This window comes from Clostridium sp. KNHs214 (assembly GCF_000744935.1).
Lineage (GTDB): Bacteria > Bacillota > Clostridia > Clostridiales > Clostridiaceae > Haloimpatiens.
On record NZ_JQMW01000010.1, the window covers coordinates 1 to 22,343 of the forward strand.

The 22,343-nt window shown below is 32.3% G+C and carries 18 protein-coding genes and 3 pseudogenes; 2 read left to right on the plus strand and 19 right to left on the minus strand.

Translation table 11 applies throughout. The annotated features are described in order from the left end of the window. Positions 1–305: 305 nt before the first annotated feature. The 14 genes and pseudogenes from CC89_RS08770 to CC89_RS08825 all read right to left on the minus strand — a co-directional run bounded on the left by CC89_RS08770 (position 306) and on the right by CC89_RS08825 (position 14,642). A pseudogene (locus CC89_RS08770) lies at positions 306–1,661 on the minus strand (aldehyde ferredoxin oxidoreductase family protein). A 35-nt stretch (positions 1,662–1,696) separates the two neighbouring features. Further along, complete coding sequence (locus CC89_RS21085) at positions 1,697–1,846, minus strand: aldehyde ferredoxin oxidoreductase N-terminal domain-containing protein (protein ID WP_286161331.1); 150 nt, start codon at positions 1,844–1,846, stop codon at positions 1,697–1,699. A 107-nt stretch (positions 1,847–1,953) separates the two neighbouring features. Continuing rightward, entirely contained in the window at positions 1,954–2,082 is a 129-nt protein-coding gene (locus tag CC89_RS21090; RefSeq protein WP_286161327.1) for an aldehyde ferredoxin oxidoreductase N-terminal domain-containing protein, read from the minus strand. Positions 2,083–2,810: 728 nt separating this feature from the next. Further along, positions 2,811–4,706 carry a sigma-54-dependent Fis family transcriptional regulator gene (locus CC89_RS08775; protein ID WP_035291392.1) on the minus strand — a complete coding sequence of 632 codons (1,896 nt, stop codon included), beginning with the start codon at positions 4,704–4,706 and terminating at the stop codon, positions 2,811–2,813. A gap of 59 nt (positions 4,707–4,765) precedes the next feature. Then, positions 4,766–5,206 carry an MOSC domain-containing protein gene (locus CC89_RS08780; protein WP_035288681.1) on the minus strand — a complete coding sequence of 147 codons (441 nt, stop codon included), beginning with the start codon at positions 5,204–5,206 and terminating at the stop codon, positions 4,766–4,768. Between the two features lie 121 nt (positions 5,207–5,327). Beyond that, a complete protein-coding gene (gene moaC, locus CC89_RS08785) occupies positions 5,328–5,798 on the minus strand; it encodes a cyclic pyranopterin monophosphate synthase MoaC (protein WP_035288684.1) in 471 nt (156 codons plus the stop codon). Positions 5,799–5,801: 3 nt separating this feature from the next. Then, positions 5,802–6,761: a GTP 3',8-cyclase MoaA gene (moaA, locus tag CC89_RS08790; protein WP_035291394.1), complete on the minus strand. Its 960-nt coding sequence runs from the start codon at positions 6,759–6,761 to the stop codon at positions 5,802–5,804. A gap of 185 nt (positions 6,762–6,946) precedes the next feature. Beyond that, on the minus strand, positions 6,947–8,851 hold the full coding sequence (locus CC89_RS08795) for a molybdopterin biosynthesis protein (protein WP_035291396.1): 1,905 nt from the start codon (positions 8,849–8,851) through the stop codon (positions 6,947–6,949). A gap of 369 nt (positions 8,852–9,220) precedes the next feature. Beyond that, the gene (locus CC89_RS08800; RefSeq protein ID WP_035291398.1) at positions 9,221–10,447 is read right to left on the minus strand and encodes a molybdopterin molybdotransferase MoeA; all 1,227 of its coding nucleotides are present in this window, start codon (positions 10,445–10,447) and stop codon (positions 9,221–9,223) included. 309 nt (positions 10,448–10,756) lie between these two features. Then, positions 10,757–11,260: a molybdopterin adenylyltransferase gene (gene mog / locus CC89_RS08805; protein ID WP_035291400.1), complete on the minus strand. Its 504-nt coding sequence runs from the start codon at positions 11,258–11,260 to the stop codon at positions 10,757–10,759. Between the two features lie 391 nt (positions 11,261–11,651). After that, positions 11,652–12,122 carry a GNAT family N-acetyltransferase gene (locus CC89_RS08810; protein WP_035291402.1) on the minus strand — a complete coding sequence of 157 codons (471 nt, stop codon included), beginning with the start codon at positions 12,120–12,122 and terminating at the stop codon, positions 11,652–11,654. 85 nt (positions 12,123–12,207) lie between these two features. Continuing rightward, positions 12,208–12,900, minus strand: coding sequence for an ATP-binding cassette domain-containing protein (locus tag CC89_RS08815; RefSeq protein ID WP_035291404.1), 693 nt, complete (start codon positions 12,898–12,900; stop codon positions 12,208–12,210). 151 nt (positions 12,901–13,051) lie between these two features. Further along, complete coding sequence (locus CC89_RS08820; protein ID WP_035291406.1) at positions 13,052–13,723, minus strand: ABC transporter permease; 672 nt, start codon at positions 13,721–13,723, stop codon at positions 13,052–13,054. A 58-nt stretch (positions 13,724–13,781) separates the two neighbouring features. Beyond that, positions 13,782–14,642 (minus strand): ABC transporter substrate-binding protein, encoded by an 861-nt coding sequence (locus tag CC89_RS08825; protein WP_035291409.1) that lies wholly within the window; start codon positions 14,640–14,642, stop codon positions 13,782–13,784. Between the two features lie 373 nt (positions 14,643–15,015). On the opposite strand from CC89_RS08825, the gene CC89_RS08830 reads away from it, so the two are divergent. After that, positions 15,016–16,323: an IS110 family RNA-guided transposase gene (locus tag CC89_RS08830; RefSeq protein ID WP_035287686.1), complete on the plus strand. Its 1,308-nt coding sequence runs from the start codon at positions 15,016–15,018 to the stop codon at positions 16,321–16,323. Positions 16,324–16,448: 125 nt separating this feature from the next. On the opposite strand, the gene CC89_RS08835 is transcribed toward CC89_RS08830, so the two are convergent. Then, on the minus strand, positions 16,449–17,642 hold the full coding sequence (locus tag CC89_RS08835; RefSeq protein WP_035291411.1) for a MalY/PatB family protein: 1,194 nt from the start codon (positions 17,640–17,642) through the stop codon (positions 16,449–16,451). Between the two features lie 312 nt (positions 17,643–17,954). Here CC89_RS08835 and CC89_RS08840 point away from each other — a divergent pair, with 312 nt between their 5' ends. Then, the gene (locus tag CC89_RS08840; protein ID WP_035291413.1) at positions 17,955–18,428 is read left to right on the plus strand and encodes a MarR family winged helix-turn-helix transcriptional regulator; all 474 of its coding nucleotides are present in this window, start codon (positions 17,955–17,957) and stop codon (positions 18,426–18,428) included. Between the two features lie 206 nt (positions 18,429–18,634). Here the strand turns inward: CC89_RS08840 and CC89_RS08845 are convergent. The 4 genes and pseudogenes from CC89_RS08845 to CC89_RS21105 form a co-directional block, all read right to left on the minus strand. After that, positions 18,635–19,455, minus strand: a pseudogene (locus tag CC89_RS08845) (PHP domain-containing protein). Positions 19,456–19,466: 11 nt separating this feature from the next. Continuing rightward, positions 19,467–21,309: pseudogene (locus CC89_RS08850) on the minus strand (PTS beta-glucoside transporter subunit IIBCA). Between the two features lie 170 nt (positions 21,310–21,479). After that, positions 21,480–21,584 carry a PRD domain-containing protein gene (locus CC89_RS21100; protein WP_286161330.1) on the minus strand — a complete coding sequence of 35 codons (105 nt, stop codon included), beginning with the start codon at positions 21,582–21,584 and terminating at the stop codon, positions 21,480–21,482. A 347-nt stretch (positions 21,585–21,931) separates the two neighbouring features. Then, positions 21,932–22,024: a hypothetical protein gene (locus CC89_RS21105; RefSeq protein WP_286161332.1), complete on the minus strand. Its 93-nt coding sequence runs from the start codon at positions 22,022–22,024 to the stop codon at positions 21,932–21,934. Positions 22,025–22,343 lie beyond the last annotated feature (319 nt).

Here is a 22,343-nt window from a genome sequence, read left to right on the forward strand (position 1 = left end):
CAACTTTTCATCTACGCCTGCCTACCATAATGCTTCAATTTTATACAGTTATCCAGTAACAACAGAAAGGCCTCCATTTCTTAATATTGAAAGCCTTTCTATTTTCTTAAAGCTATTTTATGATTATCCCACAAAAATCATTACATTACTTGAATTATGAAATTTCTTTGGAATGACTTTCATAAGAAGCAAAGGAACTGTTTAAATTTATTGTTCCCAGCTCTTATGCAAGTCATGGAGGAAAAATTTCATAATTCCACTACATTGTACCGGGTTAATCATTATTGTACCTTATTGTGGGTTAATCATTTTATATATTCCTCATATTCTTCAAGTCCTAATTTGTTTAGGGTTTCTGCTGTTGGTATACCTTTCTCATCCCAGCCTCTTACTGAGTAATATTCAGGAAGCAATTCACTTAATTTATGAACATATCCCTTAGAAGGTCCATCTGGAATAGGGTCCTTAAGCAATCTCTTTGGAAGTGTTATCATGTGAACTATCTATGCCTGCCTGTAAGTTAAATTAATTTTTTCTAATGTCCAAACTCTATCTCCTGCAAGCATCATAGACTCTGCATCATGCAACTCTCCGCCTACAACAACATTGTACATATCTACATAATCCTGTACTCCAAGTCCAAAAGTTGTAAATATACATAAACCTAAAGAATCTATTACAGCTGTTAAGTCATGGAATATCTTAGCATAAGCTGCTTTTCCTTCTAGTGAAAATCTATCAAGTTTTTCTGGATATCCAAGTATTTCTGGACTTATCATGTAGCCTTTTATATGGCAGCCGCCTCTATTGTTAACTGCATAAGTTATTCCGTGACCTTGAATTCCTCTCGGGTCATATGCTGGCAATTCTTGTTTTTTAACTGTCATAGAGAATTCTGGAACACCGTAAGATTCACATAGTCTGTAAGAACCATCTGCCATCTTATCACCAAAGCCTTCTCTTAATCCCATTTTTCTTGTCCATCCCACAACAGCCTCTGCATCTCCCCATTTTAAAGATAATCCATCTGCCGCAATGTCCTCATCTTTTATATATCCTTTTTCATATAATTCCATAGCTGCTGCAATAGTTGCACCTGCAGAAATTGTGTCAAGGCCATACTCATTACAAAGCATATTAGCCACGTTAATAGCATTTAAATCATAAACGTCACAGTCAGAACCAAATGACCATAAAGTCTCATATTCAGGACCTCCACATTCCGTTCCGTCATCTAGTTTTACCCATCTACCACAAGCTATAGGGCATCTATAACATGGATTCTTTCTCACAAGACAATCCTTAGTAAGAGTTTCTCCACTTATTTTATCTGCCTCGTCAGTGTATGATTTTTGGAAGTTTCTAACTGGATGTACTCCATTTTCATTAATTATATTCACTAGAACCGCCGAGCCATAAGTAGGTAGTCCGCCCCCTGCCACTGGGTCATCTCTTAATATTTTAATCTTTTCTGCAGATACCTTTTTAGCTTCTTCCTCATTGGCTACTTGAACTTTGCCTGAACCTTTAACTACTATAGCTTTTAAGTTTTTAGAACCCATTACAGCTCCAACGCCACCTCTGCCCGCAGCTCTGTCCACATCGTTCATGATGGCACCTAAAAGTGAAAGTCTTTCTCCTGCTGGCCCTATGCATAACACCTTTGCTTTGGCATTTGTTTCCTTTGCAAAGCATCTCAGTAGTTTTCCAATGAAAGCTTACCCCATACGTGATTCGCATCTCTTATTTCTACTTTATCATCCTCAATATTCACATAAACATGGTCATCCGCTTTACCTTCTATTATTATCATGTCATAACCTGCATTTTTAAGCTCTGTTCCCATTTTCACCGGAGTTTGCTATTCCAATAGTTCCAGTTAAAGGAGCCTTAGTTACTACCATATATCTTCCGCTGGTTGGCATAGGTGCGCTGTAAGTGGCCCTGTAACTATTATAGTTTATTTTCAGGAGATAGAGCATCTATCTTAGGATCGATTTCTTCAAATAAAGTTTTAACCCCAAGTCCTCTACATCCTATAAACTTTTTAGCCTTTTTTCGTCTAATGGCTCTAAAGTGCACTTTTATTAGTTAAGTCGATTCTCAAAACCTTTCATTATAACCGTACATATGCAATTCCTCCTATATAAATTCATTTGCTAATTTATATGAGCAAATTGCATGCCAAACAAATTCTAGTTCAACAGCTTTATTGTTCCTAATAAAAAACATTGTTTTGGAGCATTAATTATTAATGTTTCAACAAACAGTATTGCTGATTTAATAAGCATTGTTTCTGATTAAACAAACTCTATTATAGTTCAAATACCCGCTATTACTGACTTAATAAGAATATTTCGCGATACTACTGTGTTTTCATGTTTTTTAGCTGTTTTGCTTTACTTTTCACTAATTTTACTTTATTTTTTGTTTAGATTTTTATGAGATTTATCAATTTTCATCCGCTTTTTATAAAAAATATAATATATTTTATTAGCATCTATAAAACAATAACGTTAAAAATATTATTAGTAAAAACGAGAATCCCATAATAGTATCTAGTGATTTTTTATTTTATGTTCCGTTTAAGAGCATTTTTCATCTTTTCACTGGTTCCATTTTGGGATTCTGTTTCATATTAGCGCACTACTTTACATATTTATCATCATATATGAGAAAATTTCATCGCATACATTCACAGTTATTTTCTAGCTTGTACCTTCGCATAATTTCTGGCAAGTTGTCTTATTCAACACATGGGCATCCACTGTTTTTCTAAATACTAAAACTTAATTTTTATACTTATATGACTATAATGAATACTTCTCTATTTTTCTATAAAGGGTATTTCTACCTATACCAAGAGCTTTTGCAGCGGAGGAAATATTGCCATTGAATTTATCTAGTACATTTTGTATGTGATTTCTTTCAACAATCTCAAGATCAAAAACCACATTTTCTGACTCCTTAGTTGTATATAATTCATCCTTAATATTGTAGTATTTTATATCATTTAGTATTTCAACACTTTCGGCATTTATTATAAGCTCTATTACATTCTCTAACTCTCTTATATTACCCGGCCAATCATAATTCATAAGTGTCTCCATATAAATAGGAGGTATTTCTACTTTTCTTTTATTTAAATGTTTAGAGGTCTTTTTCATAAAATACTCCACCAAAAGAGGAATATCATCCCTTCTTTCCTTTAATGCTGGCAAATTTATAGGGAGTACATTAATTCTATAAAATAAGTCTTTTCTAAAATTACCCTTCTCTACTTCCTGCCTTAAATCCTTATTGGTGGCAGCTATTATTCTAGAATTAACCGGTATTTGCTTAGAACTTCCTATTCTATTTATTACACCTTCTTCTATTACTCTTAAAAGTTTTATTTGCATGTCGAAGGGCATCTCACCTATTTCATCAAGAAATATAGTACCCCCATCTGAAATTTCAAATTTCCCTGCATATCCACCTCGTTTTGCTCCAGTAAAGGCACCCTCTTCATATCCAAATAACTCCGATTCAATTAAATTCCTTGGTATAGCCCCACAGTTAACAGCTACAAAAGGCTTGTCTTTTCTATCGCTGTAATTGTGTATTGACTGTGCAAAAACTTCTTTTCCCGTACCGCTCTCTCCGGTAATGAAAATAGTAGATCTGCTATCTGAAATTTTTTTAGAATAATTTATTATATTAACAAGTTTTCTGTTTTTACCTATAATTTTGTCAAAGGTGTAAATAGCCTGCCCTCTAAATATTCTGCCTGCAAGCTTCCTAGCCTTTTTTACATCCAAAAATACACAAGTTACTTCGAAGATTCTCATAGCTGAATCATATATAGGGTATGCACTTAAATTTAGCTGAAGTTTATTTTTGCGTACATTAACATATACATCTTCATGCATAAAACTTCCTTTGTTATAGATCTCATCTAAAACCATAGTCCACTGAGGAATTAAGTCCCATATCTTCATTTCTTTTATTTCACTCTCACTAAATCCAAAGAGCTCTAATACATTTTTATTTATGTTTTTTATAGTACCAGATAAGTCCGAAGTCAATATGGCTGTGGGGATTGAATTAAACACATTTTCCATACCTTTTTTCGATGCAGCTAAAGCTGCATTGTAATTGTTTAGTTCTATCATCTTTTCAATGGCATTAACTGCTGCCACTACCATGCCTAGAGTATGTGGATGTACATTCTCACTATATCCTGTCAAATCAAGTACTCCAATTATTTCTCCATCCACGTTTTTTATAGGTGCCGCGGAACATGTCCATCTATGATAAACTTCAATATAATGCTCTTCCCCAGATATTTGAATAGGAGCCTTTTCACTTAAGGCTATACTCATGGCATTAGTTCCTATGTTTTCTTCATTCATATATGCTCCGGGAATCATCTTTATATTAAGCGCTTCCTCTAATATACCCGTATCCCCCATAACATTAAGAATACAGCCATTCTTATCTGTAAGAATAACAAAAAAATTAGATCCTTTAACAAATTGATAAAGCTGATTCATAAAAGGTGTTGCAGTAATGATTAATTCTGAATTTTCCTGTATAATTTTCTTAAGTTTCACATCTTTTATTATTTTCTTACTGTACACCAATCCTTTGCTTAATCCTAAGCTTTCGCATTTTTCATGAGACTTTAGCACACATGACTTTTCCTTTGTTAGATTATTTTCCATATAATCATCTACCCCTTTAAAATAACTTATAATATGATTATCCCACAAAAAACATTACATTACTTGAATTGTGAAATTTCTATTTCATCCCCAGCTTTAATCCAACCTTCTGACAAAACCTTTGTGAAAATTCCTTCTCTTGGCATTATGCAATCTCCTATAAGTTCTCTTATTTGGCAGCCTGCATGACATTCCTTGCCTATTTGTGTTACTTCCATCAGTACCTCTCCTACTTTAAGCTTAGTGCCCACGGGTAATTCATATAGCACTAATCCTTCTGTAGTTATATTTTCTGCAAACTTGCCGGTACATAAACCTTCTAGACCTAGCTTCTTCATTTTATCAATACTTTCTGTTCCCAAAAGACTTACCTGTCTGTGCCAGTTTCCTGCATGAGCGTCCCCTACAAGACCATGATTTTCTTTAAATAATCCCTTTTCTATAGGATGCTTTATCTCGCCCTTTTTTTCACTTATATTAACTGCTATTACCTTTGCCATTTTAAAATTCCTCCCTTTATATGATTTTTATCTTCTTTTTTCATTTAAAACAATGGGGATTTCATCTTTTACTTCTTACTTCTTACTTCTTACCTCTTACTTCTTACTTCTTACTTCTTACCTATCTTTGAAATACTCCAGATTTTCCGCCGCTTTTTTTCATAAGTTTTATATCGGATATTATCATTTCTCTATCTATAGCCTTGCACATATCATAAATGGTAAGTGCGGCTATGCTTACAGCTGTTAAAGCTTCCATTTCCACTCCTGTTTTACCTGTGTTTTTTACTGAAGCAGTTATGTCTATTTTATTATTTTCAAAATCTAGTTGAAAATTTATATCGCAGCCATTTATCATTATAGGGTGACACATAGGTATAATGTGAGGTGTAGACTTTGCTCCCATAATACCAGCTACCTGAGCTACTGACAAAACATCTCCCTTGGATATGGTACCCTCTTTTATTTTATTCAAAGTTTCTCTTTTCATATTTATACATCCATAGGCAACCCCTTCTCTTTCTGTGTCCTTTTTGCTGCCTACATCCACCATTTTAGCTCTTCCTTGCTCATTTATATGCGTTAATTCCATGTTTTAGCCTCCAATCTGATACATCATCTTTTTACTTTTGCTCTTTTCATCCTCCACCAAATGATGTTCTAATGGTTTATCATAAATGGCCTCGGTTATCTTAGATAAAAGAATTTTGCTATCATTCACATACTCTTTTATATTTATTTCTTTTTCAGAATGAAGACATGGCTTTAATGTGCCTTCAGCCGTTAACCTTACCCTGTTGCAATTGCTACAAAATTTACAACTCATAGGACTTATAAATCCTATATTTTCTTTAGCTTCATTAAATCTATACAATGCAGCTGTACTGTTTTTATTAGTTTCCACAGGTATAAGATTTCCATGTTTTGATATTATCTCTTCTGAACTAATATAACTGTTTTTGTATATTTTGCTTCCTTCACCTATTGGCATAAGCTCTATAAATCTTACGGATATAGGATATTCCTTTGTTAAATTCATGAAGTCATCTATTTCATCATCATTAATGCCCTTCATAATTACAGTGTTGATTTTTATAGGCTCCATACCAATGGATAGACATTTTTCAATGCTGTTAAAAACCTTATTTATATCTCCACCTCTTGTAATATTCTTAAATTTGTCCCCTTTTAATGAGTCCAGACTTATATTAACTCTTTTCAATCCAGCTTTCTTTAAATCCTCCGCCCTATCCTGTAGAAGCATGGCGTTGGTGGTCATAGCAATGTCCTGGATGGAGCTTATTTTTGATGTATAATAAATTAATTTATCCATATCCTTAAGTATAAGCGGCTCTCCCCCAGTAAATCTAACCTTATTTATTCCTATAGTTGCCGCCGACTTAACCACATTAAAAATCTCTTCATATCTCATTATGTCCTCATGCTCTTTTTTCTCAACACCCCTAGATGGCATACAGTAAATACATCTTAAATTACATCTATCAGTTACGGACACTCTTAAATAATTAATTTTTCTTCCATGCTTGTCTAACATTAGATTCCTCCTTTGTTTTACTTTCCATTCCAAATTACTTGTCTCTTATAACCACAATTAGTAATTTACATTACTAACTTAATGTACAATAATTTTCAATATAGAGCTAAAATATAAAATTAAAATAGATTTAAAGTTTCCATATTGCTCCATGCATGAATTTCTGCTCCATTCACCTGTTCATCCTATAGCAAAACAATATTTCCCGCTTCACTGTAGTCATATCCACCTAATTCGTCCAATTTTTCTTTGAATTCCTGGCTCTTTATAATATTTATGAATTCTTTTATAGTTGCCATGTCCAAAAACTCTGCTGGAATTGCTATGTCATATTCCTCATTGCAAACCGGTATGAAATCCAGTCCCATCATGCTTGCAGCGGAGTATACTCCTAAACCACAGTGAGCGTCCCCATTTTCCACAGCAGCTGCCACAGCTAAATGAGTGTATTCCTCTCTTGTATAACCGTCTATTTCTCTAGGATTTATACCTAATTTCTTAAGGTTGTAGTCAAAAAGAAGTCTTGTACCTGCACCCCTTTGCCTATTTACAAATTTCATTTTTTTATCCTTTATATCTTTAATAGAAGTTATATTATTTGGATTTCCTTTAGGCACCATAATGCCTTGAATTCTCTTTACGCATTTTATTAGAGCCATAGGTTTATCTTCAAGATATTTTTTAATATAGCTTATATTATATTCGCCTGTTTCCATATCTAAAAGATGTACAGGAGCTATGTGAGTTTCTCCATTTTTAAGTGCCATTATTCCTCCCATGCTACCTACATGAGCGGAGGACAAGTAATATTCATCACGCTTTACATGAATTAAATCTGCTACCACATCTATAATAGGATCATGGCTGCCTATACAAACTACAGTATTATTTATTTCCTCTTCATCCTTTAAAAGCTTTACCTCTACCTCCGTTCCTCTTTCTATACCTTCAACATTTTGAGGGACTTCAAGTATTCCGTCGGCTCTAACTAAGGACATGGTAGCTCCAGCGCCCCTATTTAAAGGTGTAGCCACAAGCTTATCTCCAACTTTTCCTAATTTTATTCTTACAAATTCAAGATATTTCAGTGATGACATGACCCTCTTAGATAAAATGGCCTTTACAGTTTTAAACTGACGTGGTTTTTCTCCAGCAAAGTTTTCCACAATTCTACTTACGAACATTTCCATTACCACATAGGCTGACACAGGATATCCCGGTATTCCTATAACAGGTTTACGGTCTACCTGGCCAAGAATTACAGGTTTTCCTGGCTTTATAGCCACTCCATGTATGTACACCTGACCAAGTTCACTAATAACCTGTGATGTGTAGTCTTCTCTTCCCGCAGAGGAACCTGCATTTACAAGAACCATGTCACATTCTTCCGCTGCCTTTTTTATAGTGTTTTTAATTTTTTCATAATCATCCTTTACAATTGGATATCTTTTAGGAATACCACCATATTCAAAAACCTGTGCTGCAAAGGTTCTTGAGTTGAAATCTATTATATCCCCTGTTTTCAGTTCACTTCTTGGCTCCACCAACTCTGTGCCCGTTGGAATTATGCCTACCACAGGTCTTTTGTAAACTTCTACCTCATTTACTCCTCCTGCAATCATTGCTGATATATCCACAGGCCTTATTTTATGTGATGATGGCACAATAAGTGATTTTTCTACTATATCTTCACCTAAAGGTCTTATATGCTGATATGGAGCTGCACTTTTATATATTTCCACCTTTTTATCATTTACTTTTATTAAATCTTCCACCATTATTACACAATCGTATTCTTTAGGAATAGGGTCTCCAGTGTCCACCACTATATAATCTTTTTCTTCTTCGAGAACTATGTGTTTCTTTTCATTTGCTCCCAAAGTTTTTTCGCTATTAAGGGCGATTCCATCCATAGCTGCCGAATTATAAAATGGAGATGATATCTTAGAATACACTGGTGAAGCTGTTATTCTTCCACTGGCATCCTCTGTTTTCATTACTTCTTTTTGCTTTGTTGGTGATATTTTACTAAAATAAAGCTTCATTGCCTCTTCTAATTCATAATTTGAAAGATAAATATTTTGACCCATATTATTTCCATTGCCAATATACTATAAAAATCTATACCCATTATTCAATTTCTTGTTCAACGTGTCAGATTCTTCTATAAAACTACTTTGGTTTGCTATAAAATTCTCAGCACATAACTTGCCATATAATACCATTCTTGGGTTTAGTTTTCCATATAATACTATTCCTTAGGTTTAATTTTCCATATAATATAACTAGTTGAGTCTAAGTTTAAATTACACGCATATTATACATATATTTTATGCAAGTTTATTTTTAAGATTTTTATAGATTTATGGCAACAGAGTTCACCTCCTTTTTGTGGTTTATAAAAATAATAATAATTTTTTTTATTTCTTATTGCCATTTCTTAGCTGAACTTATAGTAATTAAAATCTATATACAAATACCCTCTCACCTTTTTTCAATCCCTCAAGATTCTTGTTTATTTTTACAAAACCATAGGCCTTGGAAAAACCACTTATAAGTCCTGATTTAGAAAATACAGGCGATGCAATTATTTCATCTCCCTGCCAAGACAATGTAACTGGCAAATATTCTTCTCTCCCTTTTGCGCTGTGATAATTTATATCAAACTTACAAACTATAGGGAAAATTTCTTCCTCGCGTCCTGTGATTTTATCAATATAGTATTTAACCACAACCTTATATACAATAGCCGCTGAAAGAGGATGTCCTGGCAATCCAAAAACAATTTTATCCTTAACTTTTCCTATGATGGTTGGCTTTCCAGGCTTTACTGCTATACCGTGTACAAAAACCCCTGGCTCTCCTAGGCTATTTATAACATCTATAGTAACGTCTTTTTTACCCACTGAACTGCCACCGGATATAAGTACAATATCTGCCTCATCTACCGCTTTATTAACGGTACTTTTTAAAAGCTGAAAGTCATCTCTTATTACTCCATAATTAACTGGAACTCCACCATCTTCAATAATACAAGCTTCTAAAAGATATGAATTTATATCTCTAACTTCCCCTTTCTTTGGAGTTTCATGAGGTTCTACTATCTCATCTCCAGTGGATATTACAGCTACCTTAGGCTTTCTGCATACAGGCACCTTATATATTCCAAGGCTTGATAACACTCCTATCTCATAAGGCCTAAGTTTCTTGCCTTTTTTAATTATTACCTCACCTTCACTTATATCCTCACCTATCTCCACAACATTTTCTCCATAGGCTGTAGCTTTATCTATAAGCACTGTGTCCTCATGAACTTTTTCAGTATATTCCACCATAACCATTGAATCTGCTCCCTCTGGAAGCATGCCTCCTGTAGGGACATATATGCAATCTCCAGGAAAATCTATGCTAACCTCAGGCTTTTTCCCCATAAGCACTTCACCCTTGTAATTCATCATGGCTGGCATACTCTCACTGGCTCCAGCCACATCCTTGGAGTTTACAGCATAACCATCCACAGTGGATCTTCTAAAATGTGGTACATTTATTTGCGAAATTATATCCTCATATATGACGCTGCCCATGCTGTCCAAAAGTTCTACTTTTTCACTTAAAGGCTTTATATTAAAGTTTTTTTCTATAAGATTTCTAGCTTCTTCAATAGACACAACATTAAATAAATCCACGTTTATATCCTCCTTAAATCAATGTTTCTTTAATATTATTTCTTTAACAATATTTCTTTAGTAGTGTTTCTTTAGTAATATTTCTTTAACAATATAATGGTGAAATTCCTATGGAATTTCCTCAATTCATATTTTCAAAAACTGCTCTAAAGGAGTTTTATTCTTCATTCTAAATTTTCAATTTTAAATTTTAAATTTTTATTTATAACTGCTAAAGTTGAAGAAATAATATATAAATTATCTAACACCCTCCACATAGTCATACTTAACTTATCCCACAAATTTTGCCTTGGTATGCGTATAATTAAATTATCTAGCGCATTCTGATGCCTGTCCTAGTAAAATTTCTATTCCATGTGGTATCGCTGGCAACACTACCTCTAGATTTTCCACTGCTGCTTTAGGACTCCCTGGAAGATTTATTATAAGAGACTCTTTTCTAATGCCAGCAATTCCTCTGGAAAGCACTGCTTTAGGTGTTATAGCTAGCGAGCCTGCCCTCATGGCCTCACCAAAACCTGGTACACGCTTTTCAATTACCCTCTCTGTTGCCTCTGGAGTTACATCTCTCTTAGAAAAACCTGTGCCTCCATTAGTAATGATTAGATTTACTTTTCCCTCATCACATAGCTTAATAAGTTCACCACTTATAATATCTATTTCATCTGGTATTACTTTGTAGTATTCCACCTGATAATCAGCTTTTTTATAGTCCTCTTTTTGTAAAAGTTCCTTTAAAACTCGTCCCGTTTCATCTATTCTCTCTCCCCTAGAACCTTTGTCGCTTATAGTAAGAATGGCTGTTTTTATCATAAATTACCTTTAGTGAGAACATGTACTGTAGTTATCAAAACATTTTTGTATTAACCTTTGATAGCTTATGATTTATAACATATATAATGTTATACTCATTTCCCACTAAATACTCACTTCCTTTCTTTAATATAATCTATAATTCTATACATTTACTTATTTTATTTAATTAATTCTATTTACTTATTTTATTTACTTATAGCATATACTATATATAATCTATTTAATGTATATATTTACGTAAAATGTAAGTATATTCTAGAAATTTCATAGCTCCACCACATTGTACCTTATTGTGGGTTAAGCATAATCTCTATATTCTATACTTTATAATTTTGCAGATACCTTATTTATGACTTTGGTTAAATTAACTAAATAAGAATATGTCAAACTAATATATAAATTCCATTCTAATAAATTGTCCACAACCAAGAGGCGTATCTCTTTCATAAGTATCTATTACATTGAATCCTGCACGCTTATAACATTTAATAGCTCTTTCATTAAAAGAACGGACTTCTAAAACAATCTTTTTATTTGGGTATACTTTCTTGCATTGTTGTTTTAATATTTCCATTAAAACCTTTCCTAAACCCTTTCCGCATAGAGATGGCTTTAGTGCAAGGCCAATAAGAACATAATTATCTTTGTTTATTAGTCTTATATATCCGCATAAGTAATTGCATTCATCAATTACAGCTTTAAATTCACTTTTTCTCTTTTCTTCTATTGTAACTCCCCATTTTGCACTAGATATTTTGTCCCATTCTGGGTAATTGTATATAGAATATTCGCCTTCATATTTCCAATCACAAATCTCTTTCGCATGTACTTCTGTAAAATCCACTAACGTTAAATTCATTACATATACACCCCTAATAATTTCTTTTAATTACTCTACGCCATTTGACAATTAATTTCTTTATTTTATAACTTCAAAAGTTAAATTACTTGTTTAAAATCAGTTTAACTTTAGAGTTTGTAGGGTTATTAAATATGGTATTTTTTTTACCCTGCTCTATGACTTTACTCTTATCCATAAATATTACATAATCTGCTATTCTCTCAGCTTGGTACAAGTCATGGGTAACAAGGATTATGGTTTTTTTCTCATTCATAATATCCTTGATCAAATTCTCTGCTGCCATGGTGCTTTCTATATCCATACTAGCTGTAGGTTCGTCCAATATTACAACCTCTGTTTCCAATATGGCTGTACGCAAAAGCGCAACTTTTGCTGATTCCCCTCCAGATAGTTTTTTTGCATTTTTATTAAGAATCTCATCTATTTCAAAGTATTTACTATAATTATGAAATCTTTTATTAATAATTTCCTTAGAAATTTTTCTGAATTTTAGTCCCATTATAATGTTTTCCTTCACAGAAGAATTAAACAAAAAAGGTTGCTGAGACATCATGGAGATTTTTTGCTTTTTCTCATTAAAATCTCCTTTATCATATAAAATCTTCCCGTGAGTTAATTCATTAAATCCTGCTATGCATTGAAGAAGCGTGCTTTTACCACTTCCATTTAACCCCAACACAGCATATATACATCCTTCTTCAAAAACAATACGTTCTGCATCTAACACTTTTCTGCCACTATACTCTTTTATCCCGTTAATTACTTCTATTCTCATAATTCTTCACTCCTTTGGAAGTAATCATGACTTTTTACTATTTTCATTTTCATGATTTTTTACTGTTAAATAGTCTTTAGCTATTCACATTCTCATAATTTTGATGTTCATAATTTTTCACTATGTTCATTATCATGACCCTTCATTAAATTTATGATTTTTCATTACATTGAAAGAAATGAAGAAGAGCATTAATTGTAAATGATATAATTAATAATATACCACCTATTATTATAGCCTCATTAAAATTACCTTTACCTGTTTCCAGTGCAATATATGTGGTCATTACTCTTGTAAATCCCTTGATATTCCCACCAACTATCATAACCGCTCCCACTTCAGATATAGCTCGTCCAAAGCCTGCTGTTATAACCGACAATAACTGTATTTTATTTTCTTTTATGATAATAAAAAAGGTCTCAAGCCTATGAGCCCCCAATGTGGTACATGTATTTTTTATATTCTTACCATTTTTAGATATAATGGACACAGTAAGTCCAAATACTATAGGAAATATAAGCAATGTCTGCGCTATTATCATGGCGGTAGGCGTAAATAATAATTCCAAATCACCTAAAGGTCCCTTTCTGGATAATAAAAGATACACCAATAATCCCATAAGAACTGGAGGTACACTCATTAGAGTATCAGTAATTTGAATTATTGTCCTCTTCAACTTAAATTCTAATAAAGCACAGGGAATGCCTAAAAACATTCCCAGTGCTGAAGCAATTAAAGTTGATGATAATGAAACATAAAGAGACATCAATACCACAGGAATAATTTCCCTAAAATTAACCATATTAAAAATTCCCTGTTCCATAAAAATCACCTATTTCTCATCTATTTCTTTACATCTACTTCATTACATTTATTTGTATCTACTTCTTTGCATTAGGTACAAATAATGCTTGTCCGAATTTATCTTTGCCATATTCGCCTATAAGCTTTTGTCCTTTATCAGAAAGCATCCAATCTATGTATTCCTTAGCTTCCTTTTCTTTAATTTTATGTTTTTCCGTATTTAACATTATAACTCCATATTGATTATATAAATTCTTACTTTTCTCTGTTACAATTTCTAAATCAAGCTTGTCTTTCATAGACAAATAAGTTGCTCTGTCCGTTAATGTATATGCCTTTTTTTCATCTGCCATTTGTAGCACTGCGCCCATACCTTTACCAGCGCTAATATACCATTCTCCTTTAGGATCTACTTTTGTGTCTTTCCAAAGGTTCTTTTCTTTAGTATGAGTACCTGATTCATCTCCTCTAGATACGAATGGTGTTTTGCTTTCACTAATTAATTTTAAAGCTTCTGCCGCATCATTCGGTGCCTTTTCTTTTATCTTTGCAGCATCTTCCTTGGGTCCAACTATTATAAAATCATTATACATAACATCATGTCTTTCTGTTCCATAGCCTTTTTTAATAAATTCTTCCTCTTTAGCCTTAGCATGTACTAAAAGACAATCTGCATCGCCATTTTGTCCAAGCTTAAGAGCTTCTCCAGTTCCCTTTGCAACTACCTTAACATCTATTCCTGTATCCTTCTTAAACTCAGGTAATAAATAGTCCAAAAGTCCTGAATCCTGAGTGCTTGTAGTAGTTGCCAGTATCATGGTTCTGTTTTCTTTTTTTTCTGTATTTTTTTTAGCAGCATCATTTTTCGAAGCATTACCACAGCCTGCAATACTTAATGCCATAAAAAAACTAGTCAGTAATAAAATGCTTTTTTTCATAAGGTTCCCTCCTTGTATAATAATGATGTAGTCATTAAGACTACTCATCTCAATTTAATTGTTTCTATAATAGATAACAGAAGAAGGATTTCTTCCTTCATCAGATGTTATCTTAGTTAATTATCATGCTTGACGGTTCCTATATAGACTCCAGACTTTTCATAAAGTATAATCTTCAAGGATAGGACAAATAATGTTTTCCTCCTTGGGAAGTCAGTATCTGCTGACTCATACCCGTGATTTAGTCAATTAGTCCATTCAATGAGGTTTTATGATTCGGCTGGTTGGGAGCCTCAGGCCATACCTGTATAACTCGCAAGGTTGTGTACTCATTAGATGGAAATGGATTCCTATCGGAAAGGAGCTTTTGCTCATGTCAAACATTTTATTTAAAAATTTATTTATCTCGGTCGGTATTGATGTTGGTGCAGATTTCAGTTGGATGTCTATCGCACTTCCTAACCAGACCTTTGTTGGAAAGCCTTTTAAAATACTACATTCAAACATTGATTCCCTTGAACTCGCTGTTTCTAAAATAAAAGAAGCAGAAGAGTTGTATTCTTTGGAAAGTCGCATTTTCCTAGAATCCACGGGAATTTATCATTACCCACTCTTCTGCTATCTTCGTGATACTGGATTTAATGTTAACCTAATTAATCCTATCATCACTAAGAATAGCACAAACATTAACATTAGAAAAGTGCATAATGACAGATTTGATTCAAAAAAAGCTGCCTTAATAGGCTTAAAGCCAGATTTAAAAGTATCTCTTATGCCATCAGATCTTGCTCTTGATTTAAGAAATCTTTCAAGAGAGTATTATGATTTGATGGACAACCGTTCTGCTTATGTGAACAAACTTCAAAGTGAACTTCGGATGGTATTTCCAGAATACCTTAAAATTTTTTCAAAAATAACTACTAATACATCATTAACCTTATTAGAAACATACACATCTCCAGATGCATTTTTAAATGCTTCCAAAGAAGAGATTATTGATTCTATAAGATCTACAGCTCGTTTTGGGCTTACATATGCTAATAATAAGTATAATGCCATTATAAAGGCTGCCAATGATGCAAAGACCTTCGGTTATTCTGTAAGTAGTAATTTTAAGCGTATTAGATTATACATAAGCTTTATTCGAAAGTATGATGAAGAGATTTCTTCTATACTCTCTGAAATGCATAAGCTTGTTGATGAAAATGAAAATACTGATTTTGTAAAGCAAATTCACTTGATTGAAACATTTAAAGGTGCAGGTTTTCTTTCTGCTGTAAGCCTCATGGGAGAAATCGGAGATTTCTCTGCGTTCAACTCACCAAAACAGCTTTTTGCTTATTTTGGTTTAGATCCAGCAGTAAAGCAATCTGGCAACTTTAATGGCACAAAAATCAGTATGTCAAAGCGAGGCTCTCGAATTGCCAGAAGAGTAATTCACACTATGGCATTAATCAGCATAAGCAAAAACAAAGATGGCTCCGCCAAAAATCAAGTACTTCGAGAATACTATCTTTTAAAGTGCCAAAGTAAGCCTAAAATGATTGCTCTTGGGGCAGTTATGCATAAAGTTTGTAACATATTATTTGCCATTCTTCGTGATGGGAAAGAATTTGAAATAATTACACCAGAAGAACACCAAAAGAATTATCTCAAAGCGAAATGCGGCTTCGCTGCGTAGTATAATTCCATAAATATAATTTCCGTTTTTTGTTAGTCTAACAAAAGTTTATTAAGGTTACCCTTTTTTAAGATAATAAAAATATTAATTATTTTTTTAATTCTTATTGACATTTCTTAGCTGGACTAATGTGCTTGTCTATTTTTTAAAGCTGTAATAATATTATCTACTACCTTCTTAACAATGTCTGGATGTGTAGCCATATTAAGCCTGATAAATCCCTTCCAGTTTTCTCCAAACCATTCACCATAATCTACTGCTAAATGGCATTGATTTTGGGTAAACTCTTTAATTTCGTCTAAAGGTACATAAGCTCTTAAATCCATCCAAAGAAGATATGTTCCTTCTAGTGGGGATACAACAACTTCTGGGAATGCCTTAGCCATTTGAGTTTTTACATAATCATAGTTACTATAAATTACTTCTACAAGGCCTTTTCTCCATTCTTCTCCAGTACGATAAGCTGCTTCACAAGCCACCAAACCAAAAATATTTACTTCTATTTGACTTACTGTTTTTAAATATGCATCATAGATAGCTCTTTTTTCTTTACATGGTATAATAATATTAGATGTTAAGCAAGTAGCTAAGTTAAATGTTTTTGATGGTGCATTAGCTGTTATGACATTATTCTCATAAATACCACCTGCTACAGTAGCTGTTGGAATATGCTTATGTCCTGGTGCAGTCAAATCTTGATGGATTTCATCAGAAACAACTAAAACGTTGTGCTTTTTACAAATCTCCATCATTTTAACTAACTCTTCCTCTTTCCACACTCTTCCTGCTGGATTATGAGGAGAACATAAAATATACATTTTTACATCATTTTCTACGATCTTTCTTTCAAACTCATCAAAATCAACTGTAAATACACCGTTATTATTAATCAAATCACAAGTGACAAGCTTTCTATTGTTGTCTTTTACACAATTGTGGAAAGGATAGTATACTGGTGTCAAAATGATAACTGAATCGTTTTCTTTAGTAAAAGCATTTACTAACCAATACAACGCAGCTACTACACCTGGAGAAATACGAATACTCTCTTTTTTTACTTCATATCCATGATGTTCTTTCTCCCAAGCTATAAATGCTTCATAATATGAGTTTGGAACAAATGAATATCCATAAATTCCTTCCTTTACTTTTTTAACTAATGCATCAATTACAGATTGTGGTGTACGAAATTCCATATCTGCTACCCACATTGAAATTAAATCTGGATCGCCAAATCTAACATCTAGTGCGTCCCATTTTAATGAATTTGTACCTTTTCTATCCATATAATACTTATCACAAAACTCTTTAACAGACATAATTCACTAACCTCCTGATTTTTATTTTTGTTTCCGCGGTAAACTATTTTATGTATTTATACTAGCACATATACATAATGGAGTCAATATTTTTCTGTAATTGTTTCCAAGGGAAACGATATTTTTTTCTTACAACTGTACTTCTTGCGTAATGTATGCATATATGTAATAATATTAAAAGGTAGACATTTGCAATTTCAAAAATAAATTGGCTATATACTAAAAAATGGATCTTATCTTGTACTGAAATTATTTTCACAATACAAAAGATCCACAATTAACTATTATTAAAAAATATGTAAGGAGATTTTTATGTCAGATTTAAATCAACAATTTGCTACTCTTAATGATCGTATTGGCAAATTATATCATTTTGTCATTTTGTATGGGGATTATATGAATTCTAAACATGATTATGGCACCGGTCATCAATTGACAATGATTGAAGCACATATATTAACTTTTATTGACGACAACCCTGGAACAACTGTCACTGAACTTTCAAAATATTGGAATCGCACTAAAGGAGCAATTTCAAAAACCGTAAGCCGCTTAGTGGAACGTGGATTTGTAACTCGTTATCAAAAAAAGGATAATGCAAAAACTATTCTTCTCAAGGTAACTGAAGAAGGTTTAAAATTAAGTCAAGCTCACAAATTATATGACACTATTGATATTGCCAAAACATTAGATGATTTGCTGAAGAAATGTACTATTGAAGATATCGATTCTTTTTACAAAGTTATCGATACTTATATAGAACTAATTAAAAAGGATTTTAAATAATTTTACATGCATTTTTATGGATAGGAAGTACCTACTTCATCGCCGTCGGATATGAGATTTTAAATGTCCGCTTTACCATCACAATGCCTTTTTCGTTCCAGCTCATATGTTTATGATAAAAGTAGATTCATTCGAATCTACTTTTATATCTGTTAAAAAATCTATAAAATATTTCTATTCTAATGCACTTTCATCATATAAGTTAATTATTTAGGCCAATGCTTTAATTCTTCATACTGCTCTTTTGTTAAACCAAAACACCCAAATTCAATTAAATCAGGGTCATGAAAGTCACTGCCCCCGCTTTTAGCTAAGTTATATTTAGCTGCCAAATTTAATGTTTTTCGTAATCTATTTTCTTCATCTTAGAATGATTTATTTCAATTCCTTTTAATCCATATTCAACATATTTTTCAATCTCATCATAATTATTATATTGACATGGATGAGCAATAATTGGTATACCACCATCTTTCTTTATTGCTTCAATCCCTTTCATTACAGGAGTATATCCCATGCTTAAATCAGTTTCCTTTGATGTCTTTGAAGCAAAAAGTTCCTTGTATTTTTCCTTTGTCATCTCATATGTATATTTCTCCTTTAGAGCTTGAAAAATATTCATTTTAAAGACAATACTGTATTTGGAATATTTTTTAGCATCTTTATAAGTAATATCATACCCTTTTTGAGACAATTCCTTTATTAAGTCTCTATGATAATTATCTCGACATTTTAAAGTCTTATCACATAACTTTTTAATGTGTGGGGTATTTTCATTAAGCCATAGTCCAACAATATGAACCTTTTTAAATACATCATAATCATAACAGCTCATTTCTACACCTTTTATTACCTCAAGATCCATTTTATCGCCTAGTTTCTTAATTTCATCAAATTGGTCAACTGTATCATGATCAGTAATAGCTAATGCCTTTATTCCTTTCTTTTTTGCCATATCAAGAACATTAGCAATTTCACAAATACCATCACTGTGGTTTGTATGCACGTGCAAATCAGCATATATCATATTAATCCCCCCTAAATTGCTGTCAATAAAACATCTTCTATGTCAACTTTATTCTTATTAGTTGGCAATACATCCATATAATCATTACTATTGGTTATAATTACACTTGTTGTTAAATCATATCCCGCATCTTTTATTTTATCAATATCAAATTCCAATAGTAAATCACCTTTCTTAACATTTTGCCCTTGTTGAACCAATAAGTTAAAATACTTTCCATCTAAAGATACCGTATCTATTCCTACATGAATTAATACTTCTACATCATTTATAGTCATTCCAATAGCATGACCTGTATGAAAGCAGGCACTAATCACACCATCTCCTGGAGCATATACTTTGCCTTCACTAGGAATAATTCCTATTCCAGCACCCATTACTCCACTTGAGAAAGTTTCATCAGCAACATCCTTTAAGGGAACAGTCACTCCTTTTACTGGTGTTAAAATATTCTCATAACCTGTTTTTTCTATAACTTTTTTCTGTTCTTCTTTATTCTCTTCAACTGGGTCATCAAACCCAATAATTAATGTAGCAATAAATGTTACTACTGCAGATATAGTTAATGTAATGATAGCATATATTAAATTGTTAGTACCTTGAGATACCCACATTGGTAAACTCAATAATCCTGGTGTTACATAGACGAAAGCCTTTAATTGAACTATTCCAGCAAATAATCCTGCTGTTGCTCCGCCAATCATACAAGCATACATTGGCTTTTTTAATTTAAGATTAACACCATACATTGCTGGTTCAGTAATTCCTCCTAAAAATGCTGTAACACTTGATGAAAATGCAATTTGTCTAAATTCTTTATTTTTAGTCTTTAATGATACTGCAAGTGATGCCGCAGCCTGAGAAATATTAGAGCATAATGCAATAACACGTGTAACAGGGTCAAAACCATTTTGTTCGATGAGCATAACACAAATTGGACTTAATGCTTTATGCATACCTATGGATACTAACCATGGATATACAGCTGCTAAAATTGGAATAGCAACAATGCCAAAATGTTGCTGAACAAACATTACAATATCCGCAACTAATTGTGCAATGTAATTACCTATTGGTCCAATTATAATAAATCCTAATGGTGCAGTGATTAATATAACTAGCAATGGTGCCATAAACACTTTAATCATTTCTGGAACGTACTTATAAACATATTTCTCAATATAAGACATTATCCATACAATTAAAATAGCAGTTACAAGCTGTGAAGAATAACTTACTAATGATAGTGGTATTCCTAGAAAGTATACAGGTTTTCCTGCAGCTACTAATGAAATCCACTTTGGATGAAGCATTGATAGACAAATAAATGCTCCCAAATATCTATTACATTTAAATATTTTTGCCGCTGAAAAACCAACAAATACCGGCATAAAATAGAAACCCCGTATCAAAAATAAATTTTAACATAGTATATGTTTGAGATGATTTATCTAAAACTCCAACTAAACTTAAAATTAAAAGTAATACTTTCCCCATTCCTGCTCCTGCAAGTAATGGAATCATTGGTGCAATTGATCCAGTAATAACTGACAGAACTCTATTTATAATCCCGTCCTTTTCCTTACTCTTATTGTCCTTTGATGAATCTAAATTAGTAACTTTCATTATTTCTTTATAGACTTTGTCTACATCATTACCGATTACTAATTGATATTGTCCTCCCTTTTTTACTAAAGATAATACCCCATTAATTGCCTTAACTTTTTCATCATCAGCCTTTGATTCAGAATTAAGATTAAATCTTAATCTTGTTGCACAATGAACTAGAGAATTAATATTATTCTCTTCTCCTACAGCTTTTAAAATTTCACTAGCCATTTTTTCATAATTCATTTTAAATTCCTCCATTTCCTATTTTATAAAATGAAGGTTTAGCCAACTTAATGTTACTACCCAACAATAAATATTTTCTTTTTTTACAATCACCCCCTCTATTTTGTTATTCAATTATAAACTAAAATAAAAATTTTAATAAGCTATTTACTTTTATAACTTGTCTTAATTTATTTATCACTTATAAGCTTTGTAATATGTATTGTAAGATATAGCACTTCATCATCATCTAAATAATAATAATACTTTTTTTCAATAAATTGTTTTATCTTCAAGCTGCATAAATACGGTTCCTTGTATTTTTCTTTATAATGTCCAACAGATTATTATTAAGCTCGTCATTTTTATTAGATTTTTTTGAAAAACTCTATGTCCAAAAAATTTTAAATGAGTAATAAAAACGATAATAATTATGTGAATCAGTATCAAAATTACGCTTAAAGTGATATTTAACAATATTATAATATTTTGTATAAATCCAGTTATCTCATATACATCATGAATATTATTGCTGACCTCAGCACTGACAATATGGAGTGCAATAAATCCAGCTTCATCTTCATACATGGTTAAACCATAAATTTTTTTAATCATAGCAATTCCATATAGTCCAATCTCATATTCATTTTATAAAAATGTTTGATTTCCCATAATAACTTATTCTTAGTGTAATTCCTTTATTATAGCGTTCAATACTAGTACTTATATGGTCCATCAAGGAAATATACAAGGAATCATCAATTTCATAGATAATTTCTGCTTTGCATATTGTACAATGTCATAGCAAAGTTCAATACTATCCGTAGGAATACTACTAAAATTATCAACAAGAATGGTTGGGATATTCCATGGAACTTAAAATAAACTTTTAGTAACTTTACTTGTTCAATAGCATCACCATTTTTCCCTACCATGAGGCTAGTTCCCTTTTCCCATTATAATTATTTCTTTTCCTTTATCATCAAATGTTAGTGACTGCATTATTGTTTAAAATCTTATTTATTACCATTAAAATCTCCCCCAAAACAAAAAAA

Excerpts from the sequence above, each read along its gene's own strand:
- CC89_RS08835 (WP_035291411.1), bottom strand. The coding sequence starts at position 17,642 with ATGTCTGTTAAAGAGTTTTGTGATAAGTATTATATGGATAGAAAAGGT.
- mog (WP_035291400.1), bottom strand. The coding sequence starts at position 11,260 with ATGATAAAAACAGCCATTCTTACTATAAGCGACAAAGGTTCTAGGGGA.
- moaA (WP_035291394.1), bottom strand. The coding sequence starts at position 6,761 with ATGTTAGACAAGCATGGAAGAAAAATTAATTATTTAAGAGTGTCCGTA.
- CC89_RS21105 (WP_286161332.1), bottom strand. The coding sequence starts at position 22,024 with ATGGACCATATAAGTACTAGTATTGAACGCTATAATAAAGGAATTACA.
- CC89_RS21085 (WP_286161331.1), bottom strand. The coding sequence starts at position 1,846 with ATGGGAACAGAGCTTAAAAATGCAGGTTATGACATGATAATAATAGAA.
- CC89_RS08775 (WP_035291392.1), bottom strand. The coding sequence starts at position 4,706 with ATGGAAAATAATCTAACAAAGGAAAAGTCATGTGTGCTAAAGTCTCAT.
- CC89_RS08815 (WP_035291404.1), bottom strand. The coding sequence starts at position 12,900 with ATGAGAATAGAAGTAATTAACGGGATAAAAGAGTATAGTGGCAGAAAA.
- moaC (WP_035288684.1), bottom strand. The coding sequence starts at position 5,798 with ATGGAATTAACGCATATAAATGAGCAAGGAAGAGCTAAAATGGTGGAT.
- CC89_RS08780 (WP_035288681.1), bottom strand. The coding sequence starts at position 5,206 with ATGGCAAAGGTAATAGCAGTTAATATAAGTGAAAAAAAGGGCGAGATA.
- CC89_RS08820 (WP_035291406.1), bottom strand. The coding sequence starts at position 13,723 with ATGGAACAGGGAATTTTTAATATGGTTAATTTTAGGGAAATTATTCCT.
- CC89_RS08795 (WP_035291396.1), bottom strand. The coding sequence starts at position 8,851 with ATGGGTCAAAATATTTATCTTTCAAATTATGAATTAGAAGAGGCAATG.
- CC89_RS08830 (WP_035287686.1), top strand. The coding sequence starts at position 15,016 with ATGTCAAACATTTTATTTAAAAATTTATTTATCTCGGTCGGTATTGAT.
- CC89_RS08840 (WP_035291413.1), top strand. The coding sequence starts at position 17,955 with ATGTCAGATTTAAATCAACAATTTGCTACTCTTAATGATCGTATTGGC.
- CC89_RS08810 (WP_035291402.1), bottom strand. The coding sequence starts at position 12,122 with ATGAATTTAACGTTAGTGGATTTTACAGAAGTACATGCGAAAGAGATT.
- CC89_RS08825 (WP_035291409.1), bottom strand. The coding sequence starts at position 14,642 with ATGAAAAAAAGCATTTTATTACTGACTAGTTTTTTTATGGCATTAAGT.